The sequence below is a fragment of the Clostridium sp. AF32-12BH genome, assembly GCF_003477935.1.
Taxonomy (GTDB): Bacteria; Bacillota; Clostridia; order Lachnospirales; family Lachnospiraceae; genus Brotaphodocola.
Window position 1 is genome coordinate 1 of sequence record NZ_QUEH01000009.1, and the last position, 13,838, is coordinate 13,838.

Genomic DNA, 13,838 nt, shown 5'->3' on the forward strand with positions numbered 1-13,838 from the left:
TAACATTATTTTCTGCTTCCAAAACAATATCAATATTACTATTAACGTAAAAAAGGCCGGAAGTATTTCCGACCTTTTCTCATTTACACTATAATATCTGGATACTGCAGCGCCCCGTCCTGATCCGGCGTGAGAGTTACCGGCTCCGTGGCCATCCGGCCAGCATCATCCAGGTAATACCACTTGCCGTTAACAGTCTGCAGGCCCTTGGCCATAGCGCCATCAGATCCAAGATAATACCAGTCACCACTGTAGCGGTACCAGGTGTCATGGACCATCATGCCGGCGCCATCAAACCAGTACCACTTACCCTCAGCCTGGTACCAGGCGTTGACCACATGCTTGCCACTGCCATCCCGGAAGTAAAAGCGCCAGCCGCCGTCCTCCTGCTGCCATCCGGTCTTAACCTGTTCCGGCACCCAGGTAGCCATAAACTCTTCTGGCGTACCGTACTTCTGAATCAGCACGGTAGGTGTGCTGCCCCAGTCCGGCAGATAAAGGTGTGGCTTGTCCACGATGCTCTTCCAGTCACCGCCCCAGGCAAGACCAAGTTTCTTGCCGATCTCTGCCGCGTGCCGGAAGTGCCCCTGGCTGTCGTTGTATGCATCGTCGGAGATCTTGCCATCCCCATCGATGTCCATCTTGAGGTAGAAGTCAAAGGCAATGCCCCACTGGTGCTGCGAGCGGTAGCTGCTGCCCTTGGCGTTGGTTACGATGTTACCAGGCTTGGTGCGGCCCTGAGCATAAAGAGCATCCTGCTCTGCGGCGGTACGGAGGGTTTCGCTGATGGCTACGGTGATGCCCTCGGTGGCGCAGGCTTTCATCCAGGCGGATGCAATGCGCTGAAGGCGCGGGTGACAAAGCGAAATGTCTCTCATGGTATCACTCCTTTACTCTGCAAACATCCAGTCGTCTGCCAACATATCAGCCTGTGATGCAAGCCATCCCATCTGTACGCCACTAGTTCCAACAAACGCGATTGCTTTGTTTCCGATAGCTTCGTGATTGCAATTTACAATCTCACCGTCAGCCGCTTTGTAGGAGATTGCTGTTGCTAACTGGATATATTGTTTTTTCCCATTCCATCCCTGTCGTGCCACCTTCAATCCTCGTTTAAGATACCGGATGGCATCTGCAAATGAAAATGCAGCAATGCCGCCAAGTACCGGACAGTTACTTTCATCAGCAATCACCCACTCGTCCGATTGCATGTTCAGCATGGTGTATTCAACACGCTGCGTTTCCCTGATATCCAGGAGCTCGCCCTTATCAGAATCCTGTGGTCTGCACTGAATCATGATTGTTTCCTTCTCCGGATCCCAGTACCAGTATCCTCCCCAGCCTGGAAGTTTTACCTTTGCACCCTGTTTCATGGCTTTAAATGCTTCTGTAAAATTCATGAAATACTCCCTCCTACTCTTCGTAAATGACAGTCAGACCATATGCTACTGCTGCATCATGCTCTAACCTGCATCCTCTCGTCTGTTCCCAACCCTTGCAAAAGTAAACTGCGTGACACATGGACATTTTTTCAAGGTTTTTTGCCAGGAAGCAAAGCGGAATCTGTACCACACCACGCTCCTTCATGCGCTCATTATTGTACCACTCATCGGTAAATAAAGTGTTTACGACCTCATATCCTTTTGCTTCCAGTGCTTTAATTGCCTTTTCTCTGGTTACTTTGATTTCTTCTTCACTTTTTCCAGCCATCGGCTGAGATAACATTGCTTTCATCATCGATTTGTCCTCTCTTCTTTATTATGTGTAAGGGCGGCACGAAACCGCCCTGTTGCGACGTCGCAATGGCAGCCATCACCCGGGCAGCCAGCGGGAGATATCCGGATCACCTCCTTCTACGCACTTTTGGATGCCTGCTTTACAACCTGATGCACGCCTGTTGCCGCCAGGCCGGACACAATGCCGATTGCTGCCGCGTTGATCACATCCGCTGCAGGAAAGTCCGGCATCACATACATACCAACTACGCCCAGGATACCGCCGGTCACTCCGCATACCACCGGGATGACTTCGTCATTAACCTTGGCAGATGCCTTACAAGCCATGCCTCCCAGATAACAAACCACCGTAATTGCCGCTACGCTGGCAATGCCAAAATCCATCATATCTTAATCCTCTCTTTCTGCTGGCCCATATTCCAGGGCCAGACATCTGTTATAAAGTTCCTCTCCAGTTCCATTGCCACCCAAAGCTTTGTACGGTTTGAACATGTACTCCAGGTTATCCCGGTCTCCCACCGTACAGTATCCGCGGCTTATGTAAAACTGACACGCCTGGTAAAGGCGATCATGGAGCAGGGCCAGTACTGCAGCGTTAATAGCCTGGTTCTTTACCACTTCAGTCTTTAAGCGTTTCGACAAACCGCGATATGCCGCGAATAGAGCTCCAGAGATAGCCGCAAACAGCCATTCTATCCAATGTGCGGCTATGTACTGAAATATCAGTGCTACCATCATAAATCTCCTTTACTCGTGATCGCACTCCTTGTGCCCGGGACCGCCCTGCACATGCCTCGGCTCTGCATGATCGGCAGTTCCAGGTGTGCTGTCCTTGCGGTACTCGTGGTCCGGGCCTGTGCTTAATACCTCATTGCGCGGTTCCGGAGTCAGTACTCCGGTAGCCGGGCCGTAAGGGATGTTCGGGGTTTCGGTTCTGTGTTTGATACTCATATGTAGTCCTTTCTGCCAACTATCAGGTGGCACCGTTTAAAATGTTTTCAACATCTGCTCTAAGTTTTTTTGGTACAGCATCGAGAGCAATTCTGCCCTTTCGGACCAAATCTGCATATACTCTTGCCATTATGCCTCGCCTCCTTCATATAGCTCCACAAGCGCCATCTGGGTGTTGGTGACCTCTTCCTCCAGCGACTTGTATGCTTCGCGTAGATCCGGAAGGCGAAATTCGGCGATCATCACGGTGCCCGTTACATCCTTGTAGGTGTATACTGGATTGCCGTCTTCATCAGTGCCAGTCTCTTCCTTTTCGGTTCTGATTACATAGTCTTTCTGCTTGGTGAGTCGGCCGGCATACACCAGATCAGTGCGGGATGCCAGCGGCGCTCCTGTCTCCTCCAGAAGCATGATCGATGTTGCTGCAGATACCGCAGCCTCGATTTCTTCGAAGGTCTGCTCTCCCGGCTGGAAGATGGTGCGACCGCCATCCTGCTGCAGCTGGTAGCCATTCGCTACCAATTCATAAGTTTTATTCAAAAATTTAATTTTTTCCATTGAATTCTCCTTTCTTAAAATGGTCTCGAAATAGTAATTTAACAGTACTAAATGCAAAGGAAATACAATTTAAACCGGCTGTCAAGCCAGTTTTTGCGTCAACAAATAATTTGGCGAGTGGTGCCGAAGTAATGTTTACTGTCACATTTGACAAGGCATTTAGTGCCGTTCCAACAATAACGTTTACCTTGCGGACAAATGGTGACATTTTTTTATCACAGGTGGACAATATATCTACAACTGGATTTACCGGATATATTCGAAATTCGTTTCCTTCAGCAAAGCCAGTAAGTGATGTCAGTTTATGCTATATTGCAATGTGCTAAAATGATCATTTCGCAATAGCAAGCCATGTCAATGCAGGTGTCAAATTATTTTCACTGGCATTGGCTAGTCTGATGACGAAACCAGTTTTTGATCTATTGTTAATAAATGCAGTTATCTTACCATAATTCGAATTGGCAGTATCTGATTCGATACTGACGATCACTTTGGGGACTGTATCAAAAGGTGTTTTAAATGTAATTTCTTTATCTACGATTGTTCCTGGCGCACTTTGCACCGTAACATTATTGCATTCAATATTACTATTTAACGCAACAAGCCCGCTTATTATATCGTTCATCCCGGACGGCAAATCTCCCGTTCCAATCCGCTGCTGTATCGCATACACGGCTGCTGCACTGGCTGCCTTTGTTGCGTCATTTATGATCTGGCTGGTTACATCGCTTTTGAGCAGCAATTTTGTTGCTACCTTATCAGCTATTGCATCGATCAGTAGCTGTGCATTCACGCCGGTTGCTCCCGCACTTCCCAAAAATCCCTGCACATCCGCACCGGTCATATCATTCAGTGTTGCCGGACTATGCAAAAACAGGCTCCAATCATCTCCTTCTGCCGGAATGCTTGTTACCCCATCCTTTTTGCATCTGTAAAGATCATTGTTATATCTAACCAGATCGTTTTTTCCGTATTCTGTTTCTGGCACATATAGTCCCTTATCTTCCAAAGGACTGATTGATTCCGCATAGCCTGCTGCACGTTCAGCTTCACTTTTTGCCTCTTCCGCGCTTGTATTGGCCTCCTCTGCCCGGCTCTTTGACTGGTCGCTCCAATACTTTGAATTGTCCTTATCATTGTCTTGGTAGCCGGTTTTCCCGTGTGCCCATGCCTCGGATAAATCAGCCATTCCTGCTGCACTCGTTGCACTCTTCGATGCTCCCTCAATGCTTTTTTCAGCTTCCTGCACGGCCGCATTTGCTCTTTTCGTAGCCTGATCTGCTGCCGATTTTGTCTCGTCCATTTTCTTTAACGCATCTTCGACCTTTTTTTCATATTGTTCGAATTCCGTTATGCCGACATTATCCGGAGTATTTACTGATCCTCTTACATATACCGGTGCCTTATCCGTTCCCCATTTTACGGTTCCATTTTCATCGAGACCACGAAGCGAGATCCAAACTGTACCAACGTGTGCCACGTTTGACGCTGCAATATTCCACGTCATGATTATTCCAGCTTCATTTTCTTCACGTTCCAGAAGGCATGTGTCATAAATTTCACCTTCGTACATCAGATCAATGCGAAAAGCCAGGTGAGATATATCTACCCCACCTGGCGCACGCTCTACCCTGAAATGGCGCACTTCTGAATTGCTGTCATAGTCTGTACCGATAACTCGCTCTCCTTCTGGGATGATAAGTGTCCGGTTTCTCACTGTGATCATAGTGCGCCCTCCTTTATTCTATATGTACTGCGTTTTCCATCACTCTGTCCGCATATTCCAACTGGATTTCAGAGTTTTCGATCACCTCTGCTACTTCCTTCGGGACCTTCACGCGTTTTCCACGTTCCACCATGTATGCCTTTCCATTGACTGCGACAAACAGCGGATTTTTATATTTGTCGTTATCCTTAAACAGGCGAATCTCGACCATACCGTCATCCACATTTTCCAGATTCTCTTCGGTCACGGTTTTCAGATTTCCCTCTACCACAGTTTCCGTTGCTTCATTCTTTTTCATTTTTCTCTCCTTAGTTTGCTTCTCCATCACTAAAGTTTGATCCGGTCTCAACTCGAACCATATACTCATTGGACAGGATCTCGGTTACCTTCATAGCCTTCCATCCAATGGTTGCTCTCTGATTCAGAGGATCGGCACTGCCCGCAGAACCTAACGGTTTTACGATTGTCTGGAGTCCGCCACCCTCAACCTTGGTGGTTGCATAAGCGTTTGCGCCAATAATCAGGGTGGAATAAACATCGATCTTTGTGCTGTCAGTACTTGACTTTGCACCACCGGCCTTTGCAAAAATTTTTGCCTCTGTTGATTCGATAAATCTCACGCCTGCAATCTTTCCAATCTCTCCCTCATAGATTTCCTCCGGTTTTGCATACTTATGAGCTTCTACCCAATTCGGGTCCTCGGTAAGATCGAATGCAATATCCGGATGGATGATTGCCCAGTACGCACCGTCAATTTTGGATGCATTCTGTTTCTTTAAGGTTCTTACAGCCATTTTTACTGCCTTTACTGTGAGCTTATGCTCAGAAGTTAAAGCTGCCCTGCTGGACACCTGACCCTCCGCATACTGCACATTGGTTCCAGCATTCATAACCTCCCTGGAGATAGTATCCAGAGTTCTTCCTGCCTGCCCTCCGATCTCGTCCGTTGCTTCTACGATGATGTTGTCGATAGTGGTCATCGACAGTACGTCGGTAGTTCTCACGAACCCGCCATACTGCTTTACCTCAGCCTCGATCTTATTTACAGTTAAACTCTGGCCATCCGGAGTTACGCCCTCAGTCAGCGGAGTTAATGCTTTCGGAAGCTGAGAAAACTTACGAAACTCGATCTTCTTGCCGCTGTTCTTCGGGATATCACGCTTCTGCGCCCATCTATCATGCACCAGAAGCGGTTCTGCACTTCGTAACAGGTTTTTGTCATAAAAAGTTTTCAGCTCCGCAGCCAGTGTTGTGCTACCGGTTGTATTCGTTACATCATCAAACATCCGCAGATCAAGCGGATACATAATCATCTCTAACATAGTCCTCCTTATAGCGTCTCTTCGCCACTCAGGACCTTTCTCCGGAACTCTTCAAATTCAGCTCTTGACATGGCCGCAATGTTTCGCTGACCTTTTGCTGCCTGACTGCTGCCGGATGCGCCCTCCACCGGTCTTGACGCTCCTGATCTCACGGTTTCTGCTGCGCGTTTCTTGGTCTCTTTTTCCGATCTGGCGATTAGACTCTGTGTAATGTCATTAAAATGCGCTGCCTGGTATGCGGTGGTCACATCGCAGCCTGCCCCAAGCATGCGTACAAAGTCTTTATTGGTACTAATTTCTGTCCGGATGTCGAAATCCGGATATAAGGATTTGCACTTTTCCGCTTCTTCGTCCCAGCGTCTCCATGTGTCCTGTTCCTGCCTGAGATTTTCAGCGCGGTTTTGAGCTTCTTCAAATGCTTTATTTTCTGCTTTGAGCCGAACAAACTCCTTATATTGCTCTACCGGCATTCCTGCTTCCAATGCTTTCTGTTCGTAATAGGCGTCATCTGCCTCTATTGCAGCCATGATCCCCTTTACATCCGTTGCATCTGTGCCGTATCTTGCCGATAACATCTGCATCAAAGGTTCGTGTGCGTCCAGTTGCTCCTGCATCCGGTTCATCGGTGCAAACCGGCGGTCAATCTGCTTTTTCACGTCCGCTCCGTACAGGTCCTTGTATTTTTCTTTAAATTCTTTGTACTTAGCCTGACGTTCCTCCGGCGTTTCTTCCGGCTCTGTGCTCTGATTTTCGCCTGCTGCCCCTTCTGTTGCCGCTGCGTTTTCCGTTCCGGCAGTTCCTTCTGCCCCTCCGGTTCCCGCTGCACCTGCAGCACCTTCTCCATCAAACATTCTCAGATTCAATTTCAGTTCCATAGTGCCTCCCTCTTCGGTCTCTCCCGAGTGTCCTAATTCACGGTCTTTCCCGAGTGCCTGATATGACAGTATCACATGTCAAGTGTTTTTGTTTGCACAGCATTAAATCTACTCTTGACAGTCAAATTCCACATATTCCGGATATGCTGTTGACAGCATCTGAAATCCTGTTGTCATAACCGCAAGTCGGTCCATGATTTTCTCTGTATCTCCAAACACTGTCATTTCAAGGTTCCCAGGTCCCATATTGGCTTCTGAGTATACCCCTTTCATATTTCCAACCATTGTCACCGCGGCCTGTCCCAACACAGAAGCCGCAGAACACACAATGTCGTTTCCCGGGTTATACATTGCATGACCAGTAATGGATAGCTTTATTTTTTTGGAATCTTTTTCCAGTTTTGCAGTAATCATGCTTTCACCTCAGTTGAATCATTCACTTTCTGTCTCGCCTTTCCAGACTGGGAATTGTCTGTTGCCACTGCTCTTCCAAGCTGATCCGTCTCAACCTGTCCACCCACCGAAGGTGTAATTTCGGTTTCTGCCGGTCCTATGCCCTGCTGCTGTAATGCTGCTAAAATAGAGGTATCTCCCGTTGTTTTAGCAATCAGATCAGCCATTTGTGCCATGGCCTGCTGCATCTGCATAAGCTGCTGATACATAGTACCGTTTCGCTCAATTGTCTGCATGACCTCATCTTTCCGGTCAAAGTCCATCATTTTCATGACCGCAAGCGCCTGATCTGAATATTGCGGATTAAAGAGGCCAAGCCCATATAGTTCTTTTGCCAGCTCATTTTGAGCAATCCTTGAATAAGGTGATGCCTTTTGCGCAGATATCTTGATATCATATACAGGGCGGCGAATGGATAACTCGCCGGATATATCCGTAGTTACCTGATCCTGCATAGCCTCATTCGTCAGCTGCACATATTCCGCTGTTCCATTCGGTCTTGTGATTCGGTAGCAGCGCGGAAGATCATAAAACTGCCTGATAAGCTCCACGGTCAGCTCTACGATCTCCTGGTATGCTGTATAAGTCCCTTTTATCATGTCTCTGGACAGTTTGCTCCCTGCCTCCTGCAGGGCTGCTATCGCGGATGCCGCAGTTACTCCGGAACTTGTAGAACCCTGAGAAAAATCACGGTTTCCACTTGTTTCCTTCAGCTCGTTTACCTTTGCATCACGCTGAGTGAACACCACATCCGAAATGACAGGCGGTTCGATCTGACGGATGCTCTGATCTGATACATCATTTCCTGCCAAATGCACAATGTCCTTTTCAAGATCTGTAAACTCATCCTCATTCACGTTTGCCGAACCTGTAACAAAATATCGTGGTTTGCTCATGAGTGCACCTTTTAAAATCACCTGGTCCAAGCGGTCAATGTACTCCTGTGGATTTACCATTACATCCAGATATCCGAATCCTGCTGGGGATCCCTTTTCCGGAAACTGGACGTCAAAGACAAATGGATATTTCCCGTGGTTGTACCAGCCTGTCTGCGCATACTTCTCATCGTTTTCCGTTGCATACAGCACGCAGTCATCCACGAATTTACAATAATGCAAGATTGTCCTGCTGCCGCCGGACTCCGTCTGCACGGAGTGTTTGTAATACCAGTCAAACACTATCACCTTGTCGGTGGTGTCCATGTTTTCCTCGTACAGGTACTTCGGCCGGTCAACCAGGTTTCCTGCCTGGATCTTTTCAGCGTACTGAGGGTACTGTTCTTTCAGCAAATCTGCATCCACCACTTCGGTGATAAAAATATTCCTGGACTTCTGTATGTCCTCTACACCAGGCTGCCACGTGACATTTAATACATCCACATTGCTCACATCGACATCACCAAGTCCGTTTTCTTTTTCCGGGTTCCAGGTAACGGCATACACCGCAGTACCAATCTTCGGCTTGTCCCAGCATGCAGCGTTATAGGTTTTTGCAAAACCATTCATTTCCAGGATTGTCGGCACTACCTCTGAAAGGAGTTTCGCTGTTTCCTCATCTGACTGTTCCCGCGGCAATATAGCTGGCATTGGGTAGTTGTCTATATAGTCTGCGTGTTTATTGATGAGCGAGTTAAATAACCATGCGCTCGTTGGGCGAATATTGTCCGTCTGTCCGGACTGGAAGCGTTCCCAATGGTTGTTCTTCCACCACTCCTCCGCATTAATCACACGCTCCTGAAAGGCTGTAAGACCATCCCTGTATTTCTTGTATGTTTCATAAGCCTTTCTGACTTCATTTTCTCCAATCATGGCTCCTCCTAAATTCTGATTACTCTGTGTGCACTCTTTCGTTCGCTCGCGTAAAGATCCAATGGGTCTTCCAGCGGCGGCTCTTTCTTTGCGTTTCTGCGCATTGGTATCGGGTGATCCATCAGCACATACCGGCATTCATCGTAAATGTGATCTTCCTGTGTTGTGTCAATGTCCTCCACATTTTTCTCATCGTACACAAGATTGGGGATTGTCCGGATGAAATTCTTGCAGGTATTGAATACATAGAATTTCGGCAGCCCGCTCTCATCGAATGCCAATCGGTAATGATATTGCATTTTCCCTGCTATACGATGGTTGTCTCCGCCGGACCAGTAAACACCATTCTCAGCCATCATATCAGCGACTGACTTTCCCCTCGACCGGTCAAATATAGACGGATCCGCTATGCCGGATATCTTCCTACCTTTCAGATTTTCGTCTGTCTCTTCAATCTGCCGTATCATCTGAGCCTGTTCTGTCGGCTCCATTTCCGTTCCTACGTTCGGCGATCCCTCTACACATCCGTAAAGTTCCCGAATACGGTATATAGTCCCCGAGTAGTCAATCGCATACCAGCCGACCGAGAACGGTTTTTTGTAACCGAAGTCATATCCACGCACAACCTCCCAACCTGATGGAATCTTGAACGGGTCAATAACATGGGTCCACTGCCTCGTATCATAATTTTCTGGATCATTCTTCCATTCAGTGAACACCTGTCCTTCGAATGAATCCCAATCTCCATACAACAACGCATTCTTCTCAGCCTCCGGCATGATTGCCAAGCTCGCCAAATACCCTGGGTCATTTTCTAAGAGCGCAGGGTTGTCGAATACGCTACTTGGTATAAAAACTCTGTCTTTTGATAGTCTGATTTCTTTTCCTTTCGGATCATGGATCACAACATCCGTCACAATTCTCGTTCCAGGTGTCGCGATTGACACAAATCTGCTCTTTACCCAGGCATGTCCAATGCCTCCTGGGTTTGCAGTTGCTCTTACATACACCTCTGTTCCTGGACCGGACGGTCTGGCTCTGGAAAACAGGTATGTATATTGCCGCTCTGTAAAATGAGTCAGCTCGTCGAATCCGATAAAATCAAAGTGTCGGCCCTGGTATTTCAGCCGGTCCTCTTCGTGCTGCATGGCTGCAAAATAGATCTTTGCGCCGCTCGGAAACTTCCAGGCATGTCCTGACTCGTTGTATCTTGCCCGCGGGTATGCCGCTTTATAAAGTTCTCTGGACCGGTCAATTAAGTCCACCAGCTGCGTATATTCGCGACGAAATATGATGCCGCGGTAAAACCGGTTGTTCACTTGACGCAGGGCCTCCACTACCAGATAGTCGCTTTTCCCGCCTCCTGCTGCCCCGCCGTACAATGCTTCATACTCCGGTCGGCTCATCATCTCCTGTTGTTTTGGCTGTGGGCACCACAAAACCTTTCTGGCATCTGGCAAACCCGCTCCCTGATTAGTTTTTTTCGTTCTGACTGCCATTGATTTCCTCTTTCATCTGACTGACCTGCCGTGGTGTTAGTATGATAAGATTCTCCTGCGCTCCTTCGTCCTGCTGATTGTCCAAGATCTTATCCCGCCACTCTTCCGGCATCTTATTCCGCAGCCAGAATGAGATTGCCTTAAAATCCGGCTCGATATACACATCTTCTTCACCGGTTTCCAAATATTCTTCCTCCGACATCTTTTTCCCGTCGTTGTCGTACTGGGTCTTTTTGAGTTTAAACAATTTTCTCACTTTTACGGTCCCGCCCTGTGTCAGCCTGAACAGAGCGTTTTCCACTTGCCGGTTTGCTATCTCTTTTCCAGTCTTCATGGCTTCCCTAATCGACTGGTGTTTTTTCTTCCATTCGTTCAGCGTAGATCTGCTGATTCCAATATTTTTCGCTATCTTCTCGTCACTGAGCCCTGCCCTGGCCCATGCCTGGAGTACTGCTATCCGGTTCTCATCGTTCGCCCACTCCTCCCATCTTTGTCTTGCCACCTTCTCACCTGCCTTTTCTGGTGAGTATAACAACAACGGGAGATTTTTGTTTGCACAGCAAAAAGCCCCGGCTTTATGCCGAGGTTGTTGTACGGTTTTGTATGATTTTTCCACGCAAAATAGAGAGCGCCTCACGGTCTCTCTTCATTCCACGCGCACGCACGCGCATGTGCGCACGCAAAAAAGTGTCCGAATGTCCGGTCACTCATTGTATTTCTCTTTTTTGATAAACTGGTAGTACGGGCATTCCTGGTATGTATCCATGCAAAACATCTCATAGTATGCCTTTTCATCCAGATATGAGGCAAATAACAGCTGGTTCTTCACTCCAAACCCATCGTTTTTCATGACGTTTTCACATGTGATCGTGGCCTGTGCCCGCCCCTTGCGGGAGTGGCATTCATAAAACGGGCACAGGCATTGATGATGTCTCGGCATGGTCATCGCCTCCTCTCTTTCTCATACCGGACCATGGTGTATTCCTGAAATGGGTAGCCCATGGCATCTACATCTGTCACCACAGATGTTTTGTCAAGCACATATCCCTGCACTTCCAGACTCTTCGGTACGGACGGTTCTTCTCTCCATGATCCAGCTTTTACTTGTTCTGTATGTACTTCTGGCCGCCTCAAATTTCTGCTGCAGGTCCATCGCTGCTTCATCGGACTGTCCGACCGGTGGAATGTTTTCTTCGTTTCTTTTGTCAGGTACTCCGCAAGTGCATCAAATTCATGGTTCTGGAAGAGCGGTGTTAAATGAATCCCGCCCTCTTTCCAGACATCCTGCAGTACATGATGAATTCCCGGTATGTCACTGATCACAATGTGGTGATGGATTGCTTTGCCCTCCCACTCTGTCACCATGACATATCTCAGTTCAATTCTTGCTGCTTTATAAATTCTCCTGCACTTTTCAAAAAATTTTCTCAGTACCTTGCGGCACCCTGCTGCATCCGGTCTCTTTTCCTTCGCGTACGTCAGGACCAAATGCCAGTCCCCAGCATCAAAATTTTCGATTAGCAGCATTTTCAGTTTTTTCGCAGCCCTCCGTTCGTTGGCTGCTGCCATTTGCTCCTTGGTTGGTTGCTTACGTTCCCCCCGTGACCGCTCCCCTTTTCCAGGACAGCGGAATGTATGGTACTTTCGGATTTCTATCCTGTTCCCATACTTTATTGTCCGCTTCATGTACATTTTTTGTTCCTGCCCGTCTAAAGTTAATTGCTAAATCAAGTTTCAGGCGGGTCCTTCCCCCGCTCGTTTTAAGCTGCCCGTTTACGTGCCGTCCGGAGAGTCTCCGGCGTCGACTGAGCATAATACATTGCAGTTACCTGCGGTCCGGCATGCCCAAGGATCTCCTGGATTGTGCCGATATCTACGCCATGATTTTTCAGGTCCATACCAAGTGTCTTACGCATCTTATGTGGATAAACCCTGCATGTCACACCAACCCTACCCGCTATCACTTTCATTTCCCTGCGGATTGCACTCGTCGTTAAAGGTTTGTTCGGCGCCTTTTTTGACACAAACAAGTGCGGGTCCGCATCTGTTCTGGATTCCAAATATTTTTTAAGATGATAACGTGCCTCACCGTCAAGATAAATCGGACGATATCTGTCGCCCTTTTCTCCGCAGATCATGATGTCACCGGTCGCCCAGTCTACCATATCCACAGTTATAGCCACAATCTCCCCTACTCTGGCGCCGCTGGAACGAAAGACTTCGATGATTGCCCTATCTCGGAGGGACGCGCAGCCGTCACGCAGCATTGCCATTTCCTCTTCTGTGTAATAATCAATCGGCTTTCTTGCTATCTTAAGCGGTTCCACAGCATCCACCGGATTGTCCGGAATCATTTTCTCTTTACGCATCCATGAGTAAAATGCTGACAAGAACCTACGTTCGTTATTAATTGTAGATGCCTGATTCTTTTTTCCTGTCTCTTTCATGTTTTTGTTCTCGTACCAATCCAAATATCGGTATATATCCATTTCGTCCACCTGCGTCAGCGGTTTATACACCAACGTGATCAGACGCTTTACCGCCATTAAGTAACCGTATTTCGTGGCATCTTTTAAATTTTTCTTCTTATATAAGAAGAGTTTTATGATATATTGGTTCTGGCTGTCCACGCTATCCTTCATTTCCATAGGCAGCGTATTGAGCCGTTCCAGCTTTACGTCAGCCAACTCATCGATCATGGTCTTCTCCAGAATCTGCAGCATATCCGGTGTCATATAGTTTGACATCATAACAATCACGTTATCAATCACTGTTGTCTTAATATTCTGATTATTCATAGATTTACCTCCCATTGTTGCTTAAGGATGCAATCTGTGATATAATATCCTTAAGCGTAGATGCGATACACATGACTTTGACCGGTTGGTGTATCGCTTTTCTTGTTTCCTG

The 13,838-nt window shown here is 47.6% G+C and carries 20 protein-coding genes and 1 pseudogene; all 21 read right to left on the reverse strand.

Features of this window, described 5'->3' with window-relative positions; genetic code table 11:
- Positions 1-83: 83 nt before the first annotated feature.
- Complete coding sequence (locus DWZ40_RS10155; RefSeq protein WP_347560073.1) at positions 84-641, reverse strand: M15 family metallopeptidase; 558 nt, start codon at positions 639-641, stop codon at positions 84-86.
- 60 nt (positions 642-701) lie between these two features.
- A pseudogene (locus DWZ40_RS20455) lies at positions 702-878 on the reverse strand (M15 family metallopeptidase); the annotation flags it as partial.
- A 12-nt stretch (positions 879-890) separates the two neighbouring features.
- Entirely contained in the window at positions 891-1,400 is a 510-nt protein-coding gene (locus tag DWZ40_RS10160; protein ID WP_118542943.1) for a DUF2829 domain-containing protein, read from the reverse strand.
- 13 nt (positions 1,401-1,413) lie between these two features.
- Entirely contained in the window at positions 1,414-1,737 is a 324-nt protein-coding gene (locus tag DWZ40_RS10165) for a DUF4406 domain-containing protein (protein ID WP_118542944.1), read from the reverse strand.
- A 116-nt stretch (positions 1,738-1,853) separates the two neighbouring features.
- Entirely contained in the window at positions 1,854-2,123 is a 270-nt protein-coding gene (locus DWZ40_RS10170; protein ID WP_347560069.1) for a phage holin family protein, read from the reverse strand.
- Positions 2,124-2,126: 3 nt separating this feature from the next.
- Positions 2,127-2,474, reverse strand: a complete 348-nt coding sequence (locus DWZ40_RS10175; protein ID WP_243025744.1) for a hypothetical protein — start codon at positions 2,472-2,474, stop codon at positions 2,127-2,129.
- Between the two features lie 9 nt (positions 2,475-2,483).
- Entirely contained in the window at positions 2,484-2,687 is a 204-nt protein-coding gene (locus DWZ40_RS10180; protein ID WP_118542945.1) for a hypothetical protein, read from the reverse strand.
- Between the two features lie 22 nt (positions 2,688-2,709).
- The gene (locus tag DWZ40_RS10185; RefSeq protein ID WP_118542946.1) at positions 2,710-2,817 is read right to left on the reverse strand and encodes a CD1375 family protein; all 108 of its coding nucleotides are present in this window, start codon (positions 2,815-2,817) and stop codon (positions 2,710-2,712) included.
- Positions 2,817-3,245 (reverse strand): hypothetical protein, encoded by a 429-nt coding sequence (locus DWZ40_RS10190; RefSeq protein WP_118542947.1) that lies wholly within the window; start codon positions 3,243-3,245, stop codon positions 2,817-2,819. Before DWZ40_RS10190 ends, DWZ40_RS10185 begins: the two co-directional genes overlap by 1 nt.
- Positions 3,232-3,453 carry a hypothetical protein gene (locus DWZ40_RS19820; protein ID WP_207664505.1) on the reverse strand — a complete coding sequence of 74 codons (222 nt, stop codon included), beginning with the start codon at positions 3,451-3,453 and terminating at the stop codon, positions 3,232-3,234. Before DWZ40_RS19820 ends, DWZ40_RS10190 begins: the two co-directional genes overlap by 14 nt.
- A gap of 123 nt (positions 3,454-3,576) precedes the next feature.
- Positions 3,577-4,971: an H-type lectin domain-containing protein gene (locus tag DWZ40_RS10200; RefSeq protein ID WP_118542949.1), complete on the reverse strand. Its 1,395-nt coding sequence runs from the start codon at positions 4,969-4,971 to the stop codon at positions 3,577-3,579.
- A 13-nt stretch (positions 4,972-4,984) separates the two neighbouring features.
- On the reverse strand, positions 4,985-5,269 hold the full coding sequence (locus DWZ40_RS10205; protein WP_243035303.1) for a hypothetical protein: 285 nt from the start codon (positions 5,267-5,269) through the stop codon (positions 4,985-4,987).
- A 10-nt stretch (positions 5,270-5,279) separates the two neighbouring features.
- Entirely contained in the window at positions 5,280-6,293 is a 1,014-nt protein-coding gene (locus DWZ40_RS10210) for a N4-gp56 family major capsid protein (protein WP_243035304.1), read from the reverse strand.
- 8 nt (positions 6,294-6,301) lie between these two features.
- Complete coding sequence (locus DWZ40_RS10215) at positions 6,302-7,168, reverse strand: hypothetical protein (RefSeq protein WP_118542950.1); 867 nt, start codon at positions 7,166-7,168, stop codon at positions 6,302-6,304.
- A gap of 108 nt (positions 7,169-7,276) precedes the next feature.
- Positions 7,277-7,582: a ribosomal-processing cysteine protease Prp gene (locus DWZ40_RS10220; protein ID WP_118542951.1), complete on the reverse strand. Its 306-nt coding sequence runs from the start codon at positions 7,580-7,582 to the stop codon at positions 7,277-7,279.
- The gene (locus tag DWZ40_RS10225) at positions 7,579-9,429 is read right to left on the reverse strand and encodes a hypothetical protein (RefSeq protein ID WP_118542952.1); all 1,851 of its coding nucleotides are present in this window, start codon (positions 9,427-9,429) and stop codon (positions 7,579-7,581) included. Before DWZ40_RS10225 ends, DWZ40_RS10220 begins: the two co-directional genes overlap by 4 nt.
- An 8-nt stretch (positions 9,430-9,437) precedes the next feature.
- Positions 9,438-10,928 carry a phage terminase large subunit gene (locus DWZ40_RS10230; protein WP_118542953.1) on the reverse strand — a complete coding sequence of 497 codons (1,491 nt, stop codon included), beginning with the start codon at positions 10,926-10,928 and terminating at the stop codon, positions 9,438-9,440.
- Complete coding sequence (locus tag DWZ40_RS10235) at positions 10,903-11,430, reverse strand: helix-turn-helix domain-containing protein (RefSeq protein WP_207664506.1); 528 nt, start codon at positions 11,428-11,430, stop codon at positions 10,903-10,905. The genes DWZ40_RS10230 and DWZ40_RS10235 overlap by 26 nt, the downstream gene beginning before the upstream one ends.
- A 201-nt stretch (positions 11,431-11,631) precedes the next feature.
- Positions 11,632-11,868: a hypothetical protein gene (locus DWZ40_RS10240; RefSeq protein WP_118542955.1), complete on the reverse strand. Its 237-nt coding sequence runs from the start codon at positions 11,866-11,868 to the stop codon at positions 11,632-11,634.
- A gap of 2 nt (positions 11,869-11,870) precedes the next feature.
- Entirely contained in the window at positions 11,871-12,455 is a 585-nt protein-coding gene (locus DWZ40_RS10245; RefSeq protein ID WP_147354182.1) for a hypothetical protein, read from the reverse strand.
- A 233-nt stretch (positions 12,456-12,688) separates the two neighbouring features.
- Entirely contained in the window at positions 12,689-13,726 is a 1,038-nt protein-coding gene (locus tag DWZ40_RS10250; RefSeq protein ID WP_118542957.1) for a tyrosine-type recombinase/integrase, read from the reverse strand.
- Positions 13,727-13,838 lie beyond the last annotated feature (112 nt).

Bases quoted from the DNA above. Each gene is read 5' to 3' on its own strand.
- DWZ40_RS10160 (WP_118542943.1), bottom strand. From the start codon at position 1,400: ATGAATTTTACAGAAGCATTTAAAGCCATGAAACAGGGTGCAAAGGTA.
- DWZ40_RS19820 (WP_207664505.1), bottom strand. From the start codon at position 3,453: ATGTCACCATTTGTCCGCAAGGTAAACGTTATTGTTGGAACGGCACTA.
- DWZ40_RS10170 (WP_347560069.1), bottom strand. From the start codon at position 2,123: ATGATGGATTTTGGCATTGCCAGCGTAGCGGCAATTACGGTGGTTTGT.
- DWZ40_RS10165 (WP_118542944.1), bottom strand. From the start codon at position 1,737: ATGATGAAAGCAATGTTATCTCAGCCGATGGCTGGAAAAAGTGAAGAA.
- DWZ40_RS10155 (WP_347560073.1), bottom strand. From the start codon at position 641: ATGGACATCGATGGGGATGGCAAGATCTCCGACGATGCATACAACGAC.
- DWZ40_RS10180 (WP_118542945.1), bottom strand. From the start codon at position 2,687: ATGAGTATCAAACACAGAACCGAAACCCCGAACATCCCTTACGGCCCG.
- DWZ40_RS10215 (WP_118542950.1), bottom strand. From the start codon at position 7,168: ATGGAACTGAAATTGAATCTGAGAATGTTTGATGGAGAAGGTGCTGCA.
- DWZ40_RS10220 (WP_118542951.1), bottom strand. From the start codon at position 7,582: ATGATTACTGCAAAACTGGAAAAAGATTCCAAAAAAATAAAGCTATCC.
- DWZ40_RS10225 (WP_118542952.1), bottom strand. From the start codon at position 9,429: ATGATTGGAGAAAATGAAGTCAGAAAGGCTTATGAAACATACAAGAAA.
- DWZ40_RS10190 (WP_118542947.1), bottom strand. From the start codon at position 3,245: ATGGAAAAAATTAAATTTTTGAATAAAACTTATGAATTGGTAGCGAAT.
- DWZ40_RS10200 (WP_118542949.1), bottom strand. From the start codon at position 4,971: ATGATCACAGTGAGAAACCGGACACTTATCATCCCAGAAGGAGAGCGA.
- DWZ40_RS10205 (WP_243035303.1), bottom strand. From the start codon at position 5,269: ATGAAAAAGAATGAAGCAACGGAAACTGTGGTAGAGGGAAATCTGAAA.
- DWZ40_RS10175 (WP_243025744.1), bottom strand. From the start codon at position 2,474: ATGATGGTAGCACTGATATTTCAGTACATAGCCGCACATTGGATAGAA.
- DWZ40_RS10185 (WP_118542946.1), bottom strand. From the start codon at position 2,817: ATGGCAAGAGTATATGCAGATTTGGTCCGAAAGGGCAGAATTGCTCTC.
- DWZ40_RS10230 (WP_118542953.1), bottom strand. From the start codon at position 10,928: ATGGCAGTCAGAACGAAAAAAACTAATCAGGGAGCGGGTTTGCCAGAT.
- DWZ40_RS10245 (WP_147354182.1), bottom strand. From the start codon at position 12,455: ATGCTGCTAATCGAAAATTTTGATGCTGGGGACTGGCATTTGGTCCTG.
- DWZ40_RS10210 (WP_243035304.1), bottom strand. From the start codon at position 6,293: ATGTTAGAGATGATTATGTATCCGCTTGATCTGCGGATGTTTGATGAT.
- DWZ40_RS10250 (WP_118542957.1), bottom strand. From the start codon at position 13,726: ATGAATAATCAGAATATTAAGACAACAGTGATTGATAACGTGATTGTT.
- DWZ40_RS10240 (WP_118542955.1), bottom strand. From the start codon at position 11,868: ATGCCGAGACATCATCAATGCCTGTGCCCGTTTTATGAATGCCACTCC.